General features: G+C 69.6%; 14 protein-coding genes. 10 read left to right on the forward strand and 4 right to left on the reverse strand.

All coding sequences use genetic code 11. The features are described from left to right. Positions 1-74: 74 nt before the first annotated feature. The 8 genes from hmpA to SK095_RS02200 all read left to right on the forward strand — a co-directional run bounded on the left by hmpA (position 75) and on the right by SK095_RS02200 (position 9,715). Positions 75-1,256: an NO-inducible flavohemoprotein gene (gene hmpA / locus SK095_RS02165; protein WP_320547682.1), complete on the forward strand. Its 1,182-nt coding sequence runs from the start codon at positions 75-77 to the stop codon at positions 1,254-1,256. A gap of 173 nt (positions 1,257-1,429) precedes the next feature. Further along, on the forward strand, positions 1,430-2,620 hold the full coding sequence (locus SK095_RS02170; protein ID WP_320547683.1) for an NnrS family protein: 1,191 nt from the start codon (positions 1,430-1,432) through the stop codon (positions 2,618-2,620). Between the two features lie 242 nt (positions 2,621-2,862). After that, positions 2,863-3,918 (forward strand): AraC family transcriptional regulator, encoded by a 1,056-nt coding sequence (locus SK095_RS02175; RefSeq protein ID WP_320547684.1) that lies wholly within the window; start codon positions 2,863-2,865, stop codon positions 3,916-3,918. Positions 3,919-4,152: 234 nt separating this feature from the next. Next, positions 4,153-4,917, forward strand: coding sequence for an SDR family NAD(P)-dependent oxidoreductase (locus tag SK095_RS02180; RefSeq protein ID WP_320547685.1), 765 nt, complete (start codon positions 4,153-4,155; stop codon positions 4,915-4,917). A gap of 14 nt (positions 4,918-4,931) precedes the next feature. Then, entirely contained in the window at positions 4,932-6,122 is a 1,191-nt protein-coding gene (locus SK095_RS02185) for an acetyl-CoA C-acyltransferase (protein WP_136490174.1), read from the forward strand. Positions 6,123-6,138: 16 nt separating this feature from the next. Then, positions 6,139-6,912, forward strand: coding sequence for an enoyl-CoA hydratase (locus tag SK095_RS02190; RefSeq protein WP_320547686.1), 774 nt, complete (start codon positions 6,139-6,141; stop codon positions 6,910-6,912). Positions 6,913-7,007: 95 nt separating this feature from the next. Continuing rightward, positions 7,008-8,633 carry a long-chain fatty acid--CoA ligase gene (locus SK095_RS02195; protein ID WP_320548857.1) on the forward strand — a complete coding sequence of 542 codons (1,626 nt, stop codon included), beginning with the start codon at positions 7,008-7,010 and terminating at the stop codon, positions 8,631-8,633. Next, positions 8,630-9,715, forward strand: coding sequence for a CaiB/BaiF CoA-transferase family protein (locus SK095_RS02200; protein ID WP_320547687.1), 1,086 nt, complete (start codon positions 8,630-8,632; stop codon positions 9,713-9,715). Before SK095_RS02195 ends, SK095_RS02200 begins: the two co-directional genes overlap by 4 nt. Positions 9,716-10,392: 677 nt before the next feature. On the opposite strand, the gene SK095_RS02205 is transcribed toward SK095_RS02200, so the two are convergent. Then, on the reverse strand, positions 10,393-11,004 hold the full coding sequence (locus tag SK095_RS02205) for a hypothetical protein (protein WP_320547688.1): 612 nt from the start codon (positions 11,002-11,004) through the stop codon (positions 10,393-10,395). Between the two features lie 115 nt (positions 11,005-11,119). Next, a complete protein-coding gene (locus SK095_RS02210; RefSeq protein WP_320547689.1) occupies positions 11,120-11,968 on the reverse strand; it encodes an alpha/beta hydrolase in 849 nt (282 codons plus the stop codon). A 523-nt stretch (positions 11,969-12,491) separates the two neighbouring features. On the opposite strand from SK095_RS02210, the gene katG reads away from it, so the two are divergent. Continuing rightward, positions 12,492-14,663: a catalase/peroxidase HPI gene (katG, locus tag SK095_RS02215; RefSeq protein ID WP_136490179.1), complete on the forward strand. Its 2,172-nt coding sequence runs from the start codon at positions 12,492-12,494 to the stop codon at positions 14,661-14,663. Between the two features lie 94 nt (positions 14,664-14,757). Here the strand turns inward: katG and SK095_RS02220 are convergent, their stop codons facing one another. Further along, positions 14,758-15,651 (reverse strand): hypothetical protein, encoded by an 894-nt coding sequence (locus tag SK095_RS02220; protein ID WP_320547690.1) that lies wholly within the window; start codon positions 15,649-15,651, stop codon positions 14,758-14,760. A 208-nt stretch (positions 15,652-15,859) separates the two neighbouring features. Between SK095_RS02220 and SK095_RS02225 the strand changes: the two genes are divergently transcribed. After that, positions 15,860-17,524: a SulP family inorganic anion transporter gene (locus tag SK095_RS02225; RefSeq protein WP_320547691.1), complete on the forward strand. Its 1,665-nt coding sequence runs from the start codon at positions 15,860-15,862 to the stop codon at positions 17,522-17,524. On the opposite strand, the gene SK095_RS02230 is transcribed toward SK095_RS02225, so the two are convergent. Beyond that, positions 17,521-19,740 (reverse strand): LTA synthase family protein, encoded by a 2,220-nt coding sequence (locus tag SK095_RS02230; protein WP_320547692.1) that lies wholly within the window; start codon positions 19,738-19,740, stop codon positions 17,521-17,523. The genes SK095_RS02225 and SK095_RS02230 overlap by 4 nt on opposite strands. Positions 19,741-19,839 lie beyond the last annotated feature (99 nt).

Consider the following 19,839-nt stretch of genomic DNA (forward strand, 5'->3'; position numbering starts at 1 on the left):
ATGTCCATTGTGCTTGCGTGCAGGCGGCCTGTCGATGGCCGCCCATCTCACTTGGTCCCATTCAGGAGTTGTCCATGCTGTCTGCTCAACAAACCGCCATCATCAAGGCCACCGTCCCGCTGCTGGAAACCGGCGGCGAAACCCTGACCAAGCATTTCTACAAGATCATGCTCGGCGAGTACCCGCAGGTGAAGGTGCTGTTCAACCAGGCCCACCAGGCCAGCGGCGACCAGCCGCGCGCGCTGGCCAACAGCGTGCTGATGTACGCCCGCCACATCGACCGCCTGCAGGAGCTGGGCCCGCTGGTCGGCCAGATCGTGCACAAGCACGTGTCGCTGCAGATCCTGCCGGAACACTACCCAATCGTCGGCGCCTGCCTGCTGCGCGCCATCCGCGAAGTGCTCGGCGAGGAGATCGCCACCGACGAGGTGCTGGAAGCCTGGGGCGCCGCCTATGGCCAGCTGGCCGACATCCTGATCGGCGCCGAGGAAGCGGTGTACGCCGCCAACGAGGCCAAGGAAGGCGGCTGGCGTGGTTCGCGCCAGTTCCGCGTGGCGCGCAAGGAAGCCGAGAGCGAGGAGATCACCTCCTTCTACCTGCAGCCGGTGGACGGCGGCGCGGTGCCGGAATTCGTGCCGGGCCAGTACCTGGGCCTGCGCTTCGTCATCGACGGCGAGGAGATGCGCCGCAACTACTCGCTGTCCGCCGCGCCGAACGGCCGCGAGCTGCGTATCAGCGTCAAGCGCGAGGAGGGTGGTCGCATCTCCAACTACCTGCACGACGAGGTGCAGGTCGGCGCCGAGCTGGAAGTCTTCCCGCCGGCCGGCGACTTCGTCCTCGAGGACAGCGACAAGCCGCTGGCGCTGATCACCGCCGGCGTCGGCATCACCCCGGCGGTGGCCATGCTCGAGCAGGCGCTGCAGAGCGGCCGCGAGGTGCGCTTCATCCACTTCGCCCGCCACGGCGGCGTGCACGCCTTCCGCGAGTGGCTGGACGAGAAGAGCGCCCAGCACCCGCAGCTCAAGCGCTTCTACTGCTACAGCGAGCCGCGCGAGGGCGACCAGGCCGACGCCGAGGGCTTCAGCAGCGCCGCGCTGCTCAACGACTGGTTGCCGGAGCAGCGCGACCTCGACGCCTACTTCCTCGGCCCGAAGCCGTTCATGGCCCAGGTGAAGAAGCAGCTCGCCGAGCTGGGCGTGCCGCAGGCGCAGTGCCGCTACGAGTTCTTCGGCCCGGCGGCGGCGCTGGAAGCTTGATCTAAGCTGCGGTGAGGCCCGGTGTAGGGTGGAGTGATCGTTCCCACGCTCCGGCGTGGGAACGCTGTGCAGGGACGCTCCGCGTCCCGCTACCGCCGTGGCAGGGCGCGGAGCGCCCGGAGTCCGGTGCCCACGCAGGAGCGTGGGCACCATCAGCAATACAGGAACACATCATGCAGTTGGTCGACCGCAAGGCCCTGTTGCAGATCGCGCCGCTGTGGCGCCTCGGTTTTCGTCCCTTCTTCCTCGCCGGCACGGCCTTCGCCGCGCTGGCCATTCCCCTCTGGCTCGGCGCTCTGGCCGGGCTCTGGCCTGCCTGGCAACCGGCCGGCGGCGCGCTCGGCTGGCACCGTCACGAGATGGTGTTCGGCTTCGGCGCGGCGATCATCGCCGGCTTCCTGCTCACCGCCGCGCAGAACTGGACCGGCCGCCCCGGCCTCTCCGGCCCGCCGCTGGCCGCGCTGGCCGCAGTGTGGCTGGCAGCGCGGCTGGCCTGGCTGCTGGGCGCGCCGCTGTGGCTGCTGATCCCGCTGGAAATCGCCTTCCTGCCCGCCGTTGCCGTGGTGCTCGGCCGCATGCTGTGGGCGGTGCGCCAGGTGCGCAACTACCCCATCGTCGGCGTCCTCACCCTGTTGACCCTGGCCGACCTGCTGGTGGTCGCCGGCCTCGCCCAGTCCAACGATGCCTGGCAGCGCCAGGGGGTGATCGCCGCGCTGTGGCTGGTGGCGGTGATGATGGGCCTGATCGGCGGACGGGTGATCCCGTTCTTCACTCAGCGCGGTCTTGGCCGCACGGCGCAGGTGCCGGCGCTGCCCTGGCTGGAATGGAGCGCCCAGGGCGGCCTGGTGCTGCTCGCCGTGCTCACCGCCAGCGGCCTGGCCCTCGCGCCGCAGGCCTGGCTGGGCGCGCTGTTCGCCCTGGTGGCGCTGCTGCACGGCGTGCGCCTGGCGCGCTGGCACGACGCCGGCCTGTGGCGGGTGCCGCTGCTGTGGTCGCTGCACCTGGCCTATGGCTGGCTGGTGGTCGCCCTGGCCGGGCAGGCGCTGTGGCACTTCGGCCTGCTGGCCAACGCCAGCCTGGCGCTGCACGCCCTCGGCGTCGGCGGCATGGGCGGGCTGATCCTCGCCATGGTCGCGCGGGTCAGCCTCGGCCATACCGGTCGGCCGCTGCAGCCGCCGGCGGCGATGGCCTGGGCCTTCGCGCTGGTCAACCTCGGCGGCGCGGCGCGGGTGCTGCTGCCGCCGTTCTTCCCGCTCGGCGGCCTGCATCTGGCCGGCGCGGCCTGGGTGGCGGCCTTCGCCCTGTTCGTCTGGCACTACGGGCCGATGCTGTGCCGCCCGCGGCTGGACGGGCAGCCGGGGTAGGGTGCGCCGTGCGCACCAACTGCCTCGACGGCGTGCCTGCGGTGCGCATGGCGCACCCTACGCCCGTTCCCCAGTAGGGTGCGCCATCAGCGATATATGGCAACTCGCGCAGCGATTGCCCACCGGGGTGCTGCAGGGTGGACAAGGCTGCGCCGTTGTCCACCCTACATGTGTACCCGTTCTGGCGCTGCAGGCCCGCCTTGCCCTATGGTGTCCGCCCACTCATCAGGGAAGCGGACCCCGTGATCCAGCGCGCAGCACCGGTAGTCAAGGACAGCATCTCCATCCGTCTGGTCGAGGAGGCCCTGCGCGGCTTCGCCGAACGCGGCGAGTCGGTCGACGAACTGCTGCGCGAGATCGGTCTGGAGCCGGCTCTGCTCGCCGATCCCGCCGCGCGGGTCGAGGTGCGCGACTACAGCCGCCTGTGGCTGCATCTGGCGCGGCGCTACGACGACGAGTTCTTCGCCATGGATCCGCGGCGCATGCGCTGGGGCAGCTTCGCCTTCCTGTGCCGCACCTGCCGCAACCAGGCCACTCTGGAGGAGGCGCTGCACACCGCGCTGGACTTCTTCGCCCTGACCTTCGACAGCTTCCGTCCGACGCTCGCCCGCAGCCAGAGCCTCGCCGAGGTGGTGCTGCACGAGCGCACGGGCGAGCCGCTGCGGCCCTTCACCTGCTTCACCTTCTGGCTGCTGCTGCACGGTCTGGCCTGCTGGCTGGTCGGCCGGCGTTTCCCTCTGCTGGCGGTGGAGCTGCGCGGCGCGGAGCCCGAGTACATCGGCGACTACCGGGTGATGTTCTCCGACAACCTGCGCTTCGCCCGCCCGTCGAACCGGATCATCTTCGCCGCCGAGGTGCTCGACCTGCCGGTGCGGCGCAGCGAGGCGGAGCTCAGCGAGTTCCTCGCCCGCGCGCCGTCGAACATCCTGGTCAAGTACCGCGACACCGGCAGCCTGGCCCATCGCATCAAGAGCCATCTGCGCAGCCTGCCGGGCGAACGCTGGCCGACCGGCGACGAGCTGGCCCAGGTGCTGTGCATGTCGCCCTCGACCCTGCGTCGGCGGCTGGCCGAGGTCGGCCAGTCCTACCAGGCGATCAAGGACGCCGTGCGCCAGGAGCGCGCTACCGCCTGGCTGGCCGATCCGCAGGTGAGTTTCGGCGCCATCGCCGAGCGCCTCGGCTTCGCCGACGTCAGCGCCTTCTACAAGGCCTTCCGCAAGTGGACCGGCACCAACCCCGGCCACTACCGCACCCTGATCCTCGCCCCCGGCATTGGCCAAAACGGTCACGCAGATTGACAGGAACGGCCATTGCCGCTGCGCGGACGGCTGACCAATATGAAGCCATCACGCCTGTCGTGCTTCCGAACTAGAACAAGATAAGGAAACCGCCATGCCGCCCTGCTTCCCTGTCGTGCATCCCCCCGCGGGCTAGCCGCCCGACAGCTTCCCGCCAATCCCGATCAAGTGGTTGCGCCGCCCGTGCGCCGGCCCCCGGCTGCCCGCGCGTCGCCAGAACAAGAGAGACAAGTCATGCGCATCCCCAACAAGGTTTTCCTGGTCACCGGCGCCGCCTCCGGGCTCGGCGCGGCCACCGCCAGCGCGCTGGTCGAGGCCGGCGCCAGGGTGCTGCTGGTCGACGTCGCTGCCGCCGTCGAGGCGCGCGCCGCCGAGCTGGGCGCCAATGCCCGCGGCCTGGTCGCCGACATCACCGACGAGGCCGCCGCCCGCAATGCCGTGGCCGCCGCCCGCGAGACCTTCGGCGCGCTGCACGGCCTGGTCAACTGCGCCGGCGTGGTCGGTGGCGAGAAGGTGCTCGGCCGCAATGGCCCGCACGCGCTGGAGAGCTTCAGCCGCATCGTCACCATCAACCTGATCGGCACCTTCAACATGCTGCGCCTGGCCGCCGAGGTCATGGCCGAGGGCGAGGCGGACGAGGGCGGCGAGCGTGGGGTGATCGTCAACACCGCCTCCATCGCCGCCTTCGACGGGCAGATCGGCCAGGCCGCCTACGCCGCCTCCAAGGGCGGGGTGGCCGCCCTGACCCTGCCGGTAGCGCGCGAGCTGGCGCGTCACGGCATCCGGGTGATGACCATCGCTCCCGGCATCTTCGAGACGCCGATGATGGCCGGCATGAGCGACGAGGTGCGCGCCTCGCTGGCCGCGGGCGTGCCGTTCCCGCCGCGCCTCGGCAAGCCCGAGGAGTACGCCGCGCTGGTCCGCCACATCGTCGAGAACAGCATGCTCAACGGCGAGGTGATCCGCCTCGACGGCGCCCTGCGCATGGCCGCCAAGTGACAGGAGAACACCCCATGAACCACGAAGATCCGATCGTCATCGTCGCCAGCGCCCGTACTCCCATGGGCGGCTTCCAGGGCGACTTCAGGAACGTGACCGCCCCCGAGCTGGGCGCCGCCGCGATCCGCGCCGCGGTCGAGCGCAGCGGCCTGCCGCCTGAGGCGGTGCAGGAAGTACTGATGGGCTGCGTGCTGCCCGCCGGTATCGGCCAGGCCCCGGCGCGCCAGGCGGCGCTGGGCGCCGGTCTGTCCCGCTCTACCGTATGCACCACCTTGAACAAGATGTGCGGCTCGGGCATGCAGACGGTGATCCTCGCCCACGACCTGCTGCGCGCCGGCAGCGCCGATGTGGTGGTCGCCGGCGGCATGGAAAGCATGTCCAACGCGCCCTACCTGCTGGACAAGGCACGCGCCGGCTACCGCATGGGCCACGGCAAGGTGCTCGACCACATGTTCCTCGACGGCCTGGAGGACGCCTACGACAAGGGCCGCCTGATGGGCACCTTCGCCGAGGACTGCGCCCAGGCGCACGGTTTCAGCCGCGAGGAGCAGGACGCCTATGCGCTGGCCTCGCTGCAGCGCGCCCGCGACGCCATGGCCGACGGCTACTTCGCCGGGGAAATCGTGCCGCTGACGGTCACCCAGGGCCGCGAGCAGCGCCTGGTCGCGCAGGACGAACAGCCGCCCAAGGCCAGTCCGGAGAAGATCCCGACCCTGCGCCCGGCGTTCCGCGACGGCGGCACGGTGACCGCGGCCAACTCCAGCTCGATCTCCGACGGCGCCGCCGCGCTGGTGCTGATGCGCCGCTCCGAAGCCGAGCGTCGCGGCCTGCGTCCGCTGGCGGCGATCCGCGGCCATGCCGCCTTCGCCGATGCACCCAACCTGTTCCCCACCGCGCCCATCGGCGCGATCCGCAACCTGATGCAGCGCACCGGCTGGAGCCTCGATCAGGTCGACCTGTTCGAGATCAACGAGGCCTTCGCGGTGGTCACCATGGTCGCCATGCGCGAGCTGGGCCTCGATCACGCCAGGGTCAACGTGCACGGCGGGGCTTGCGCCCTCGGCCACCCGATCGGCGCCTCCGGCGCGCGCATCCTGGTCACCCTGCTGGCGGCACTGCGCAGCCACGGCCTGCGCCGTGGCGTGGCGGCCATCTGCATCGGCGGCGGCGAAGCCACGGCGATGGCCGTCGAGCTGCTGGACTGAATACAAGGAGAGTCCGATGAACTACGAAACCCTGCTGGTGGAGATCCGCGAGCGCGTCGCGCTGATCACCCTCAACCGTCCCCAGGCGCTGAATGCGCTCAACTCCCAGCTGGTCGGCGAACTCAACCAGGCGCTCGACCGCCTGGAGGCCGACCCGCAGATCGGCTGCATCGTCCTCACCGGCTCGGCCAAGGCCTTCGCCGCCGGCGCGGACATCAAGGAACTGGCGGACATGACCTTTCCGCAGATCTACCACGACGACCACTTCGCTCAAGCCGACCGCATCGCCGCGCGGCGCAAGCCGGTCATCGCCGCGGTGTCCGGCTACGCGCTGGGCGGCGGCTGCGAGCTGGCGCTGATGTGCGACTTCATCTACGCCGCCGACAGCGCCCGCTTCGGCCTGCCGGAGATCACCCTCGGCGTGCTGCCGGGGATCGGCGGCACCCAGCGCCTGACCCGCGCCATCGGCCGCGCCAAGGCCATGGAGATGTGCCTGACCGGGCGCATGATGGGCGCCGCCGAGGCGGAAAGCGCCGGGCTGGTGGCGCGGGTGTTCCCGGCCGACAGCCTGCTCGAGGAAACCCTGCAGGCGGCCCACGCCATCGCCGGCAAGTCGCTGACCGCGGCGATGCTGATCAAGGAGTGCATCAATCGCGTCGACGAGACCAGCCTCAGCGAGGGCGTGCGCTTCGAGCGGCGGGTGTTCCACTCGGTGTTCGCCACCGCCGACCAGAAGGAGGGCATGGCGGCCTTCGTCGACAAGCGCGCGCCGAACTTCACCCATCGCTGAGCTGTGCCTGCGTCATCCGGCCAGGGAACCGGCCGCCGATATCCGTTGAAAACAACAACAAGAAAGTAGAGGAAATCGCAATGCTCGAAGGTCTGATGCAGAAGGCGCCGCTGCTGATCAGCGGCATCCTCACCCATGCCGCCAGCGCCCATGGCGACACCGAGATCGTCTCGCGGCTGGTCGACGAGCCGCTGTGGCGCTACGACTACCGCGGCCTGGCGCAGCGCGCCGGACAGGCAGCTTCGCTGCTGCAGCGCCTGGGGATTCGCGCCGGCGACCGGGTGTCCTCGCTGGCCTGGAACACCCATCGCCACTACGAACTGTTCTTCGCCGTGCCGGGCATCGGCGCGGTGCTGCACACCGCCAACCCGCGGCTGTCCGACGAGCAGATCGCCTTCACCCTCAACCACGCCGAGAGCAGCGTGCTGCTGTTCGACCGCAGCTTCGCGCCGCTGGTCGCCCGTCTGCGCCCGCAGCTGCCGCACATCCGCCACTTCATCGTGCTGTCGGATCGCGACTGCTTCGATGCCGGGGAAGGTGCGGTGCCCTGCTATGAAGCGCTGATCGCCGGTGAGCGCCCCATCGACTGGCCGAGCTTCGACGAGAACGCCGGCGCGGTGCTCTGCTACACCTCGGGCACCACCGGCGATCCCAAGGGCGTGCTGTACAGCCACCGCTCGGTGGTGCTGCACGCGCTGGCCGCCGGCCTCAGCGGCGCCTTCGGCCTGTCGGCCTTCGACTGCGTGATGCCGTGCTCGTCGCTGTACCACGGCACCGCCTGGGGCCTGCCGTTCGCCGCGGCGATCAACGGCTGCAAGTTCGTGCTGCCCTGCGACAGGATGGACGGCCGCAGCCTGCAGGAACTGATCAGGAACGAGGGGGTGACCTTCTCCGGCGGCGTGCCGACCATCTGGACCATGTACCTCGACCACCTGGAGCGCAGCGGCGAGGACGCCGGCACGCTCGAGCGCCTGGTGATCGGCGGCTCGGCGGTGCCGCGGGCGATGGCCGAGAAGTTCCAGGGCAAGTACGGGGTGACCATCCGCCAGCTGTGGGGGATGACCGAGACCAGCCCGCTCGGGGTGATCTCGACGCCGACGCCCAAGCTGACCGCGCGCGGCCAGGCGGCCACCGACGAGGTGATCTGGACCCGCCAGGGCCGCCTGCAGTTCGGCATCGAGCTGAAGATCGTCGACGAGGAGGGCAGCGAGCTGCCGCGCGACGGCGTGACCCCGGGCAAGCTCTTGGTGCGCGGGCCGTGGACGGTCGAGCGCTACTTCCGCAGCGAGAAGAGCGCGCTGGATGCCGACGGCTGGTTCGACACCGGCGACATCGCCACCCTCGACGGCGACGGCTTCATGCGCATCACCGACCGCAGCAAGGACGTGATCAAGTCCGGCGGCGAGTGGGTCAGCTCGATCGACATCGAGAACGTCGCGGTGGCCTGCCCGGGGGTGAAGATCGCCGCGGTGGTCGGCGTGTTCCACCCGAAATGGGAGGAGCGCCCGCTGCTGGTGATCGAGCCGCACGAGGACGCCGAGGTGTGCGTCAAGCGCGTGCTGGCCCACCTCGAGCCGCACATCGTCCGCTGGTGGATGCCCGATGCGGTGGTGATCGACCGCGTGCCGCTGACCGCCACCGGCAAGATCGACAAGAAGGTGCTGCGCGAGCGTTACCGCGACTATCTGGTCGCCGAGTTGCGGCTGGAGGCGCAGGGATGACGACCGACCGCCAGGGACCGCTGGCCGGCCTGCGCGTGCTGGAGTTCGCCGGCATCGGCCCCGGTCCGCACTGCGCCATGCTGCTCGCCGACATGGGTGCCGACGTGGTGCGCATCGAGCGCGCCGGCGGCAACGGCTGGCCCAACTCGGTGGCCGACCGCGGCCGCCAGGTGCTGGAGCTGGACATCCGCAGCGCGGCCGGGCGGGCGCGCTGCCTGGAGCTGGCCGAGCGCGCCGACGTGCTGATCGAGGGCTTCCGTCCCGGGGTGATGGAGCGCCTCGGCCTCGGCCCGGACGAGCTGCGCGAACTCAACCCGCGGCTGGTCTACGGACGCATGACCGGCTGGGGCCAGGATGGCCCGCTGGCCCGCGCCGCCGGCCACGACATCAACTACATCGCCCTGACCGGCGCGCTGGCCGCCATCGGCGGGCGTTCGGGCGGGGCGATCCCGCCGCTCAACCTGGTCGGCGACTTCGGCGGCGGCTCGCTGTTCCTCGCCTTCGGCATCATGACGGCGCTGTGGGAGCGCGAGCGCTCCGGGCAGGGCCAGGTGGTCGACGCCGCCATCGTCGACGGGGTGTCCTCGCTGATGAGCTTCTTCGCCGGCGGCAGCCTGTCGATGCAGCGCGAACGCAACCTGCTCGGCGGCGCCGCGCCGCACTACCGCTGCTACCGCTGCGCCGACGGCGGCGAGATCGCCGTCGGCCCGCTGGAGCCGCAGTTCCTGCGCGAGCTGCTGGAGCGCATCGAGGCGCCCGAGCAGCTCTACGCCGGCTGCGACGATCCGGCTGAATGGGCGGCGCAGGGCGAGTGCCTGGCCGCGCTGTTCGCCCGCCGCACGCGGGACGAGTGGTGCGCGCTGCTGGAGGGCACTGACGCCTGCTTCGCGCCGGTGCTCACGCTCGACGAGGCGCCGCAGCACCCGCACCTGCAGGCGCGCGGGGTGTACCGCGAGGTCGACGGGCAGCTGCAGGTGGCGCCGGCGCCACGGCTGTCGCGCACGCCGGGGGAGGCGCGCGCCTCGGTGCGGCTGGCGGCGGATGCGCCGCTGTGGGGGGAAGCGCGCGCGGCGGTAACCTGAGAGGAGGGGGCGGTTACCGGTCATACCCTCAGGTGTTACCGGGTCTTTCCGGCGTAACGGGCGCTGGGCAGTCCGGTAACGGGAACGGCCCCTTCGGGGGCTATGTGCGGTGCTTCAGAATTTTCAAGTTGTTGATTTATAAGGGTTTTCTAAAGTTGGCACGCCATCTGCTTTATTCTTGGCACAACAAAAACAAGAACGCAGCACAACAGAACAAAAACAACACGTAACGACTCCATAACAACAAGAACAATCGGATGGAGGCGCAGCAAACAGATTCTTTTGGAGAGGAGTTGCCCGACAGGGTTCTCCCCCGACCGGACCGAGAACGATAAAACTGCCCCGAGGCAGCGGCCAGCACCGGTAGGACCCGCAAGGGTTGTGGCGACATCAGCGTCCAAAGGAATACGTTTGTTCTTGAGTCCCTGCTTGGGACCTTAACCGGACCATGGAGTCCGGGCGGGCAAGCCAACAAGAACAACAAGCCTGTACCAACAAGAAGAACACAGCACGACCGACTTCAAGGGGGAGCCTACGGGCTCCCCCTTGTGCTATCTGCGATCCGTTCGAGCCTGACCGGCAGCGCTGCCGGCCCGCGGCTGTTTCGCCCGGAGGGCGGGGCACGCTGCGCCTCTCCCAGCTCCGTCACCCATCGCTCGCGTCCGCCAGCGGCCGACTCACTGGGCCTCGACGGTCACCGCCAGTTCCGAGTCCTGGCGGATCATCACCTCGCGGTTGACGTATTCGGGCTTGACCTCGACATCCGGGCGCATCTGGTAGGTGCGGCTGCTGCCGTCGGCGAACTGCAGGGTGGCGGTATGCGCGGTGGGATCGATGGCCTTGATCACGGCGGTGCTCGCGCGGGTGCTGGACACCAGCAGGCCCGGCTTGCTGCCCTCCGGCGGCGTCATCACCATGGCCGCGCCCTGCATGGACTCCTCGTCGCCCTTGCCTGGCTCGCGCAGGTAGATGGCGCTTTCCACCCTGGTGGTCGCCGTGACCCTGTCGCCGACCTCGAGCTGCGGGTAGTTGCGCATTTCCGGCGGGGCCTGCACGGTGCGCCGATTGCCCTGGCGATCCTGCAGGGTGAAGGTGCGCCTGCTGCGCTCGATGGCGACCACGGTAGCCTCGACTTTCTCCTCCTCGATGATGATCCCGCCCGGCACGCCTGCGGCAACGACGGCGCTCTGGCTGAGCGTGCTGGTCAGTGGCTGGTCGTCGGGCTGGCTGGCGCAGGCACCGAGCAGGGTGATGCCGACCAGCAGGGGAAGGTTGCGAATCACGGACATGGAGCTCTCCTCGGGATGCCTGTGCGCGGTTGCTTGCGCACGCCCCATGCAGCTTAGTCAGTGTTGCGCATGGCAGCAGGGTTGCCGGCAGGGCGGCTTCGCCCGCTGCAGGCCGCTAATAGCAGGCCTCGGCGCACCCCGCAGCATTCCCGGCGACGGATGCGCTCTGGCTTTCCAGGAAGCTTGCGCTCGCATCGAGCACCCTCTCGGGGAATTCCCGATGGGGGAAATGCTGGCATCCCTCCAGAATCAGCGAGGCACTGGTGGCGTTGCTCAGCCTGCTCAGGCGTTCCGGATGCAGCAGCGAGCCGTACTCGTCCTCCTCGCCGTGAATGACCAGATGCGGGCAGGCGATGGACGACGCATGACTTTCGAGCGTCCAGTCGGCGAAGCCTGCGGACAGCCAGGTGTCCGTCCAGGCCGCCAGGACCCAGCGCGCCTTGTCGCCATGATATTTCTCCAGCCGCTCGATCTGCCCCGGCCGGCCGAACTCCTGCTTGGCAAGGCGAATCCCCTGCAGCGTCCGCTCCTCCACGAATGCCAGGGCGGACAGCGTGACCAGTGCCTGGCAGCTGTGCGGATAGTGTGCCGCACAGGTGGCCGCCATGATGCCGCCGACGCTGTGGCCGAATGCCACGAAACGGTCGATCGCCAGGCTGTCGCGCAGCATCGGGAAGAAGCGCTCCGCCTCGTCGCGGATGAAACGGGCCGACCAGTCCCCGGGATGCGGCGCCGAGCGGCCGAAGCCGAAGCGGTCGTAGGCAATGACCTCGCGGCCGGTCGCGACGGCCAGCTGCTCCGGGAAGTCCCGCCACAGCTCCACGCAGCCCAGGGAATCGTGAAACAGCACGATCGGCGGATTTTCCTCCGGATCGCCAGCGCCCAGCGGTCGCCAGCGACGGACGAACATCCGGCCGCAGGAAGTATCGATCCAGAGATCTTGTCGGGTAGCACGCAGCTGCATGGGGTCTCCTTGCGATCAGTCAGAGAGGATTGCGCAGCGCTCCGCGGGACAGGCCCGCAACGGTGGAGGTGGCAGCTGGCAGATCCGGATGCGACGACGATCGACAGGAAACAACATTTCCCAGTTTACGTAAAGGTAATCGCCGGCGCCGGAAGTACCCGCTGCGCAAGGTGATGGCCGTACCCATGGCCGGGGCGGATCGCCTTGCTGCCTGGTCGAGCGCACGGCGCCTGCCTCGGTGCCCCATCCGAGCCGGCAGATCGGCAGCTTGCCAGCCCGGCACACCGCAAGCAGCCGGCGGCTGCGGCCATGGGCTGGCGAATCCGGGTCTACTATCAATCCCATTCCGAAAACCTATTGGATGGCTCGGCAGCCGGACGCCAAGATTGATGCAAGGTTGGCTGAACACGGCAAGCGTGAGAGCAGGCTCAAGGAGTCGAAGTGCCGACCCGCGGATGAAGCGGGCAAGCACCCGAAGGCTGCTTCGGATCGGTAACCCATGAAGTCATGAATGGAGAACAACATGAGCGGAACCAACATGAAATCTTCCGGCAAGTGCCCGGTGATGCACGGTGCCAACACCACCGCCGGCAACCAGGCCATGGATTGGTGGCCCAAGGCCCTCAACCTCGACATCCTCCACCAGCACGACACCAAGACCAATCCGCTGGGCGACTTCGACTACCGCGAGGAAGTGAAGAAGCTCGACTTCGCCGCGCTCAAGCGCGACCTCACCGCGCTGATGACCGACAGCCAGGACTGGTGGCCGGCCGACTGGGGCCACTACGGTGGCCTGATGATCCGCATGGCCTGGCACGCCGCCGGCTCCTACCGGGTGGCCGACGGCCGTGGCGGCGCCGGCACCGGCAACCAGCGCTTCGCGCCGCTGAACTCCTGGCCGGACAACGCCAACCTCGACAAGGCCCGCCGCCTGCTGTGGCCGATCAAGCGCAAGTACGGCAACAAGATCAGCTGGGCCGACCTGATCGTGCTGGCCGGCAACGTGGCCTACGAGTCGATGGGCTTCAAGACCTTCGGTTTCGCCTACGGCCGCGCGGACATCTGGCATCCGGAGAAGGACATCTACTGGGGTTCCGAGAAGGAATGGCTGGCGCCCACCAACAATCCCAACAGCCGCTACTCCGGTGAGCGCGACCTGGAGAACCCGCTGGCGGCGGTGATGATGGGCCTGATCTACGTCAACCCGCAGGGTGTCGACGGCCAGCCCGACCCGCTGAAGACCGCCAAGGACGTGCGCGAGACCTTCAAGCGCATGGCGATGGACGACGAGGAAACCGTCGCCCTGACCGCCGGCGGCCACACCGTGGGCAAGGCCCACGGCAACGGCGACGCCGCGCTGCTCGGCCCGGAACCCGAGGCGGCGGACGTCGAGGAGCAGGGCCTGGGCTGGAACAACAAGACCAGGCGCGGCGTCGGCCGCGACACCGTGACCAGCGGCCTGGAAGGCGCCTGGACCACCCATCCGACCCGCTGGGACAACGGCTACTTCGACATGCTGCTCAACCACGAGTGGGAGCTGAAGAAGAGCCCGGCCGGCGCCTGGCAGTGGGAGCCGGTCGACATCAAGCAAGAGGACATGCCGGTCGACGTGGAGGATCCGAGCATCCGCCACAAGCCGATGATGACCGACGCCGACATGGCGATGAAGATGGATCCGGAGTACCGCAAGATCGCCGAGCGCTTCCACAAGGATCCCGCCGCCTTCGAGGATGCCTTCGCCCGCGCCTGGTTCAAGCTGACCCACCGCGACATGGGGCCGAAGGCCCGCTACATCGGTCCGGAAGTGCCGGCCGAAGACCTGATCTGGCAGGACCCGGTGCCGAGCGGGCGCAGCGACTACGACGTCGCCGCGGTCAAGGCGAAGATCGCCGCCAGCGGCCTGTCGGTCAGCGAGCTGGTCAGCACCGCCTGGGACAGCGCGCGCACCTTCCGCGGCTCGGACTACCGCGGCGGCGCCAACGGCGCGCGCATCCGCCTGGCCCCGCAGAAGGACTGGGAAGGCAACGAGCCGGCGCGTCTGGCCAGGGTGCTGGCGGTGTACGAGAAGATCGCTGCCGAGACCGGCGCCAGCGTGGCCGATGTCATCGTGCTGGGCGGCAACCTCGGCGTCGAGCAGGCGGCCAAGGCGGCGGGCTTCGACGTCAGCGTGCCTTTCGCCCCGGGGCGTGGCGACGCCAGCCAGGCGCAGACCGACGTGGACTCCTTCGCCGTGCTGGAGCCGGTGCACGATGCCTATCGCAACTGGCTGAAGAAGGACTACGCCGTCAGTCCCGAAGAGCTGATGCTCGACCGCACCCAGCTGCTGGGCCTGACCGCGCCGGAGATGACCGTGCTGGTCGGCGGCATGCGCGTGCTGGGCACCAACCATGGCGGCAGCCAGCATGGCGTGTTCACCGACCGGGTCGGCGCGCTGAGCAACGACTTCTTCGTCAACCTGACCGACATGGGCAACACCTGGAAGCCGGCCGGCAACAACCTGTACGAGATCCGTGACCGCAAGACCGACAAGGTCAAGTGGACGGCGACCCGCGTGGACCTGGTGTTCGGCTCCAACTCGGTGCTGCGTGCCTACGCCGAGGTCTATGCCCAGGACGACAACCAGGAGAAGTTCGTCAGGGACTTCGTCGCCGCCTGGACCAAGGTGATGAACGCCGACCGCTTCGATCTGGCGTGACGTAACTCAGGAAGTGAGTCGGGCCTGCTTTGCAGGCCCGATTCGTTTATGCGCAGTGCGGAGGTGCGAGGGGATGGTGGCGACGGCTGACGCGCTACATCCACTCCTGTTCCGCTGCTGCCCCCTGATCGCCCCACAACACCCGCGGCGGCAGGTCGAACAGCGAATGGGCGCCGTGCTGCAGCAGCGGCAGCGCCCGCGCACCGGCCAGCATCATGCGCGCCGCCAGCTCGATCTCGTCGAAGCGGGCCTCGAGCAGCAGGGCAGCGTGGCTGCTGTTGCTGCTCGCCGCATGGCGTTCCAGCAGCAGGCCGCGCTCGGCCTCCAGCTCGGCGACGCTGTCCACCGGGAACACCAGGGTCTCCTCGTCCAGATAGAGCGGGTCGCGGCGGATGGCCTGCTCGACGGCGGCCGCGTCGGCGCCCGGCTCCAGCTCGACGTAGACGTAGCGCTGCAGCGTGCCGTCCTGGCTCTTCTGCTCCAGCGCCAGCGCCTTGCGCACGCCAGCGATGCCTTCCGCCGCCAGCGAGTGGTGCAGGCTGGTGCCGGCATGCAGGCTGCTGCGGGTATGTCCGTGGGGCAGCAGTAGGGCGAACTGGCTGCGGAACAGGGACAGGATGCCGGGATCACTGCCGGCGCCGACAATCGCGGTGGCCCGGTAGAGGTGGGCCATCCGCTGCATTTCCTCGTGGTGGGCGATGAAGGCGTCGCCATGCAGGCGCGCGCACTCGACCAGCGAGATGCGGTGCTGCAGCAGCTCCCGGGCCTGGCCCTGGATGCTGTCCGCCGGTACGCAGAGCAGGGCGGCATCGACCTGCTTCAGCTCGGTGAAATGCCCGACCACCGGCAGGTCACCCAGCCAGTCGAGCGGTGTGGGGGTGCGCCGTACCACGCCGGCCAGGGTAAGGGTAGGATCGTCCAGCAGCAGCTCGGCGCAGCGGCGGCCGAGCCTGCCGAGGCCGATCACCGCGATCTGACGTTTCTTCATCGGTCTGCCCGCCTGTGCTATGAAGAGGCAATGCCGCACGTGCTGGATGCCGCGCCGGCATCGGTGGTTTCCTCAGGTTAGATCAGCCACCGCCCGGCCTCCCGCGGTACCGGGCAGGCGGCACGAACTTCTCCCACTCAGCCGCGCAGAAGGGACGCCCACATGCCTGTGCAACGGACCCGCAGCCATCACCCGTCCGAGTATCGACATGCGCCCGCCTGAACGTGCCGCCGTCCGTCCCTGGCTGGCGGACCTGATCGCCGGCCTGGCCGTGGCCGGTCTGCTGCTGCCGGAGGCTGTCGCCTATGCCAGCATCGCCGGCCTGCCGCCCCGCCACGGGGTGGTCGCGCTGCTCGCCGGGCTGCTCTTCTACGGGCTGGTGGGCCGCAGCCGCTTCGCCATCGTCTCGGCCACCTCATCCTCGGCGGCGGTGCTGGCGGCGGCCACCGCGACCATGGCGCCGGGCGACGGCAGCCTCAAGCTGGCAGTGGCCAGCGGCCTGGTGCTGTTCACCGGCCTGGGCTTTCTCGGCGCCGGGCTGGCGCGCATGGGCTCGATCACCGCGTTCATCGCCAAGCCGGTGCTGCGCGGTTTCACCTTCGGCCTGGCCCTGGTGGTGATCCTGCACCAGTTGCCGCATATCCTCGGCGTGCATCCCGGCCACGGCAATCCGCTGCAGCTGGCGGCCAGCCTGCTGGCCGGTTTCGCGGCCTGGAATCCCCTCGGCATCGGCCTGGGCTTGGCGGCGCTGGCGCTGCTGCGGCTGCTCAGGCCTTGCCGACATGTGCCGGCGGCGCTGGTGGTCATCGTCCTCGGCATCGTCGTCCAGCTGTTCTGCGGCCTCGACCGCTTCGGCGTGGCGCTGGTCGGCAGCATCGACCTGGAGTTCCGCCCGCCCGAGTTGCCGCGGCTCGACCAGAGCGAGTGGCTGCGCCTCGGCGAGCTGGCCTTCGCCCTGCTGTTCGTGCTGTATGCCGAGTCCTACGGCAGCATGCGCAGCTTCGCCCTGCGCTATGGCGACGGCCTGTCGGCCAACCGCGAGCTGATCGCCCTCGGCGCCGCCAACCTGGCCTCGGGACTGTTCGGCGGCATGCCGGTCGGCGCCGGCTACTCGGCCACCGCGGCCAACGAGGCTGCCGGCGCGCGCTCGCGGCTGGCCGCCTGGTGCGCCGCGCTGGTGGTGCTGCTGGCAGTGCTCAGCCTGATGCCCTGGATGGCGCTGACGCCGATGCCGGTACTGGCCGCCATCGTCATCCATGCGGTGGGCCACAGCCTCGACCCCGCCGCGCTGCGCCGCTACTTCGGCTGGCGCCGCGACCGCCTGGTGGTGCTCAGCGCGATCGCCGCGGTGCTGCTGCTCGGTATCCTCGCCGGCCTGCTGGTCGCGGTCGGCGTCAGCGTGCTGATGACCCTGCGCGGCTTCTCGCTGCCGCGGGTGTCGATGCTCGGCCGGCTCGGCGAGGGCCACGACTTCGTCGACCTGCGGGCGCACCCGGAGGCCGTGGCGGTGCCGGGCCTGCTGATCCTGCGCCCGGAGGCGCCGCTGTTCTTCGCCAATGCCGAGCAGACCCTGGCGCTCGTCCGCCGTTGCCTGCGCGCCCCGGAAAACGCCGCGCGGGTGCTGATCCTCAGTCTCGAGGAGTCGCCGGATCTCGACGGCAGCAGCCTCGAGGCGCTGCTGGAGCTGGCGCAGCAGGTCGAGGCGCGCGGCATGACCCTGCTGTTCGCCCGCCTGCACGAACGGGCCCGCGCCGTGCTGGGCCGGGCGGCTGGCGAACGTCTGCCGGCCGATGCGCTGACCAACTGGAGCGTCGACGATGCGGTGAGCCGGGGGCTGGCGCTGCTGGCGGCCGAGCGCCGCGAGCCGGGCTAGCTGGAGCGGGGCAGGGCGCCGCCTTCCGCCAGCCGGGGCTCGTCGCCGGGTTGCAGCGGCTCCGCCTGCTCGGTGACCACGCTGAAATCGCTGATCTCGATGGCGCCTTTGCCGTAGCCGAGCAGGTGGAAGGAGAACGCCTTGCGCGATTCCGGGTTGTAGAAGCTGAAGTCCATCTGCAGCGGCTTGTCGTGGGTTACCAGTATCCGGGCGGGGATGTCCAGCGGCACGTCCTGCTCGAACTCCTTGGCCTTGAGCTGGATGTAGGCCTTCTGCTTGCGGCCCACCGAGCGCACGGTCAGACGCACCCGCGTCAGGGTGCCCTTGGGCAGCTCCAGGTACTGGGCACCGATCAGGTTGTCCGTCCAGTCGTCGCGGACCTGCGCCTTGAGGCGGATGACGGCCGGGCTGCCGAACTGGTAGAGCCGGTTCAGCGAGGTGTGCAGCAACGACTGGTCGAGTGCGCTTGCCCTGGCCGCCATCTGGCGCGCGCGCCGGCCGCCATACTGGCCGAGCAAGGTGGCCCGCTCGGCGATGAAGCCTTCGCTGGCGTAGTAGCGGCAGCGTTGCTGCACGTCGCACTCGGTCAGGGTGCCCCGGCCATCGTGATGGCGCAGCTTGCCATTGGTGTACGACATGATCTCCCGGCCGTGGGCGTAGTCGCGGAACAGCGAGCGGCCGCTGAGGGCCTTGGGGGGCGGGAAGCCGAAGTAGTCGAGCACCGATGCGCTCAGGTCGACGTGGCCGTAGACCCCGGTCTTGATCCGGGGCAGCTGTGCCTGCTCGGGAGCCAGCACCAGGCTGAAGCCCCAGGCCGAGGCCAGGCGCACGCCGTCGATGCCGTGGGACTCGTCCGAGGTGACGATCACCAGGGTGTCCTTCAGCACGCCCGAGCGCTCCAGTGCGGCCAGGAAGTCCCCCAGGGCATCGTCCAGATAGGCCACCGCAGCCTGCTTGGGGCTGGCGTGGCGGCGCAGGTACGCGGCCGGCGCCGAGTAGGGCTGGTGGGTGCCGACCGTCAGCAGGGTGAGCATCCAGGGCTGCTTGCTGCGGCGCAGCTGGCCGACGTAGTCCAGCGCGCCTTCGAAGAAAGACCTGTCGTCCATGCCCCACGGGAAGTCCAGGCGGGCAGGCTTCCTGAACCACTCCCGGCCGCGGGTGGCGTCGAAGCCGATGTGCGGCATGATCCGGTCCTTGGCCATGAACCTGAGACCCGCGCCCTGCAGGTAGTGGGTGGCGAACCCGCGGCTGCGCAGCTGGGCGGGCAGGCAGGCCCGGTTGCGCTGGTTCTGGGTGAGCATCTCGATGCCCTTGGGCGTGCCGTTGTCGAGCTTGTCGTAGTCGCCGCAGAGCATCGCGTACAGGCCGCGGATGGTCTGGTGGCTGTGCAGCACGTAGTCGGGCGTGTTCATGCCCCGTTCGGCCCAGGCGCTCAGCCTGGGCATCAGGTTTTCGCGGTAGCTGTCGTTCAGGGCGGCGCGGTTCGCCCCGACATAGGCGCCGGGGATGCCTTCGAGGGCGACGATCAGCACGTTGCGGGCGCGCCCCGGGGCGTCCAGCAGCTTCCTGCCGTCCAGGTCGAGCCGGACGAGGCCGGCCAGCGGTGGCGGCGTGTCGGCGTCATCGCCGGCCAGCCATTCCTCCAGGCGGGTCTGTCCGTGGCCGGTGCCGGCCACCAGCCACTGGTGCGGCAGGTTGAACAGTCGCCACTGGTCCGCCTCGCTGGGCTGGAGATACTGCAGGCCGCCGTGGGCCAGCAGGAGCGACAGCGGCGCCAGCCAGGCATGCCGCGGCAGGCGCGGAGACGGTTGCGCGCGGCCGGCCCACAGGCTGGCCAGCCAGACGGCCAGGGCGCCGAGCAGGACGGCGGCCACCCACGGCTGGGCAAGGCTGCCGGCAGTGGAGTTCTCCATGAACTGCGGATCGGTCAGGTACTGCAGGTCTGCCACGTCCGGCAGGCGGCCGACGGCGCTGACCAGCTCCACCGCTGCCACGTTCAGCAGGCCCCACGCCAGCAGCACGGGCAGGGCCAGCCACCAGGGGCGGCGGTACAGCAGCACGATCAGCAGGCTGGCGATGCCCAGGTCGGACAGATAGCCGAGGGGAGCGGACCAGCCCAGGGCAAGGCGGCTGCCCAGGGGGACGATCAGCACCAGGCCGATGAGACTGGCGAGCGGGGCGCGGGGATGGCGCAGGCAGCGCGGGATGATGCTCACGAGGAAACCCTCACGCCATCGGATGTTCATGAAGATATGCTAGGCGGGATCGCTCCTTTTTTGGGCAACTGCGGCCGCGGAAAGTTCTTGCGCCCATCC

Origin of the sequence: Pseudomonas sp. AN-1, assembly GCF_034057115.1 — a bacterium.
GTDB lineage: Bacteria > Pseudomonadota > Gammaproteobacteria > Pseudomonadales > Pseudomonadaceae > Geopseudomonas.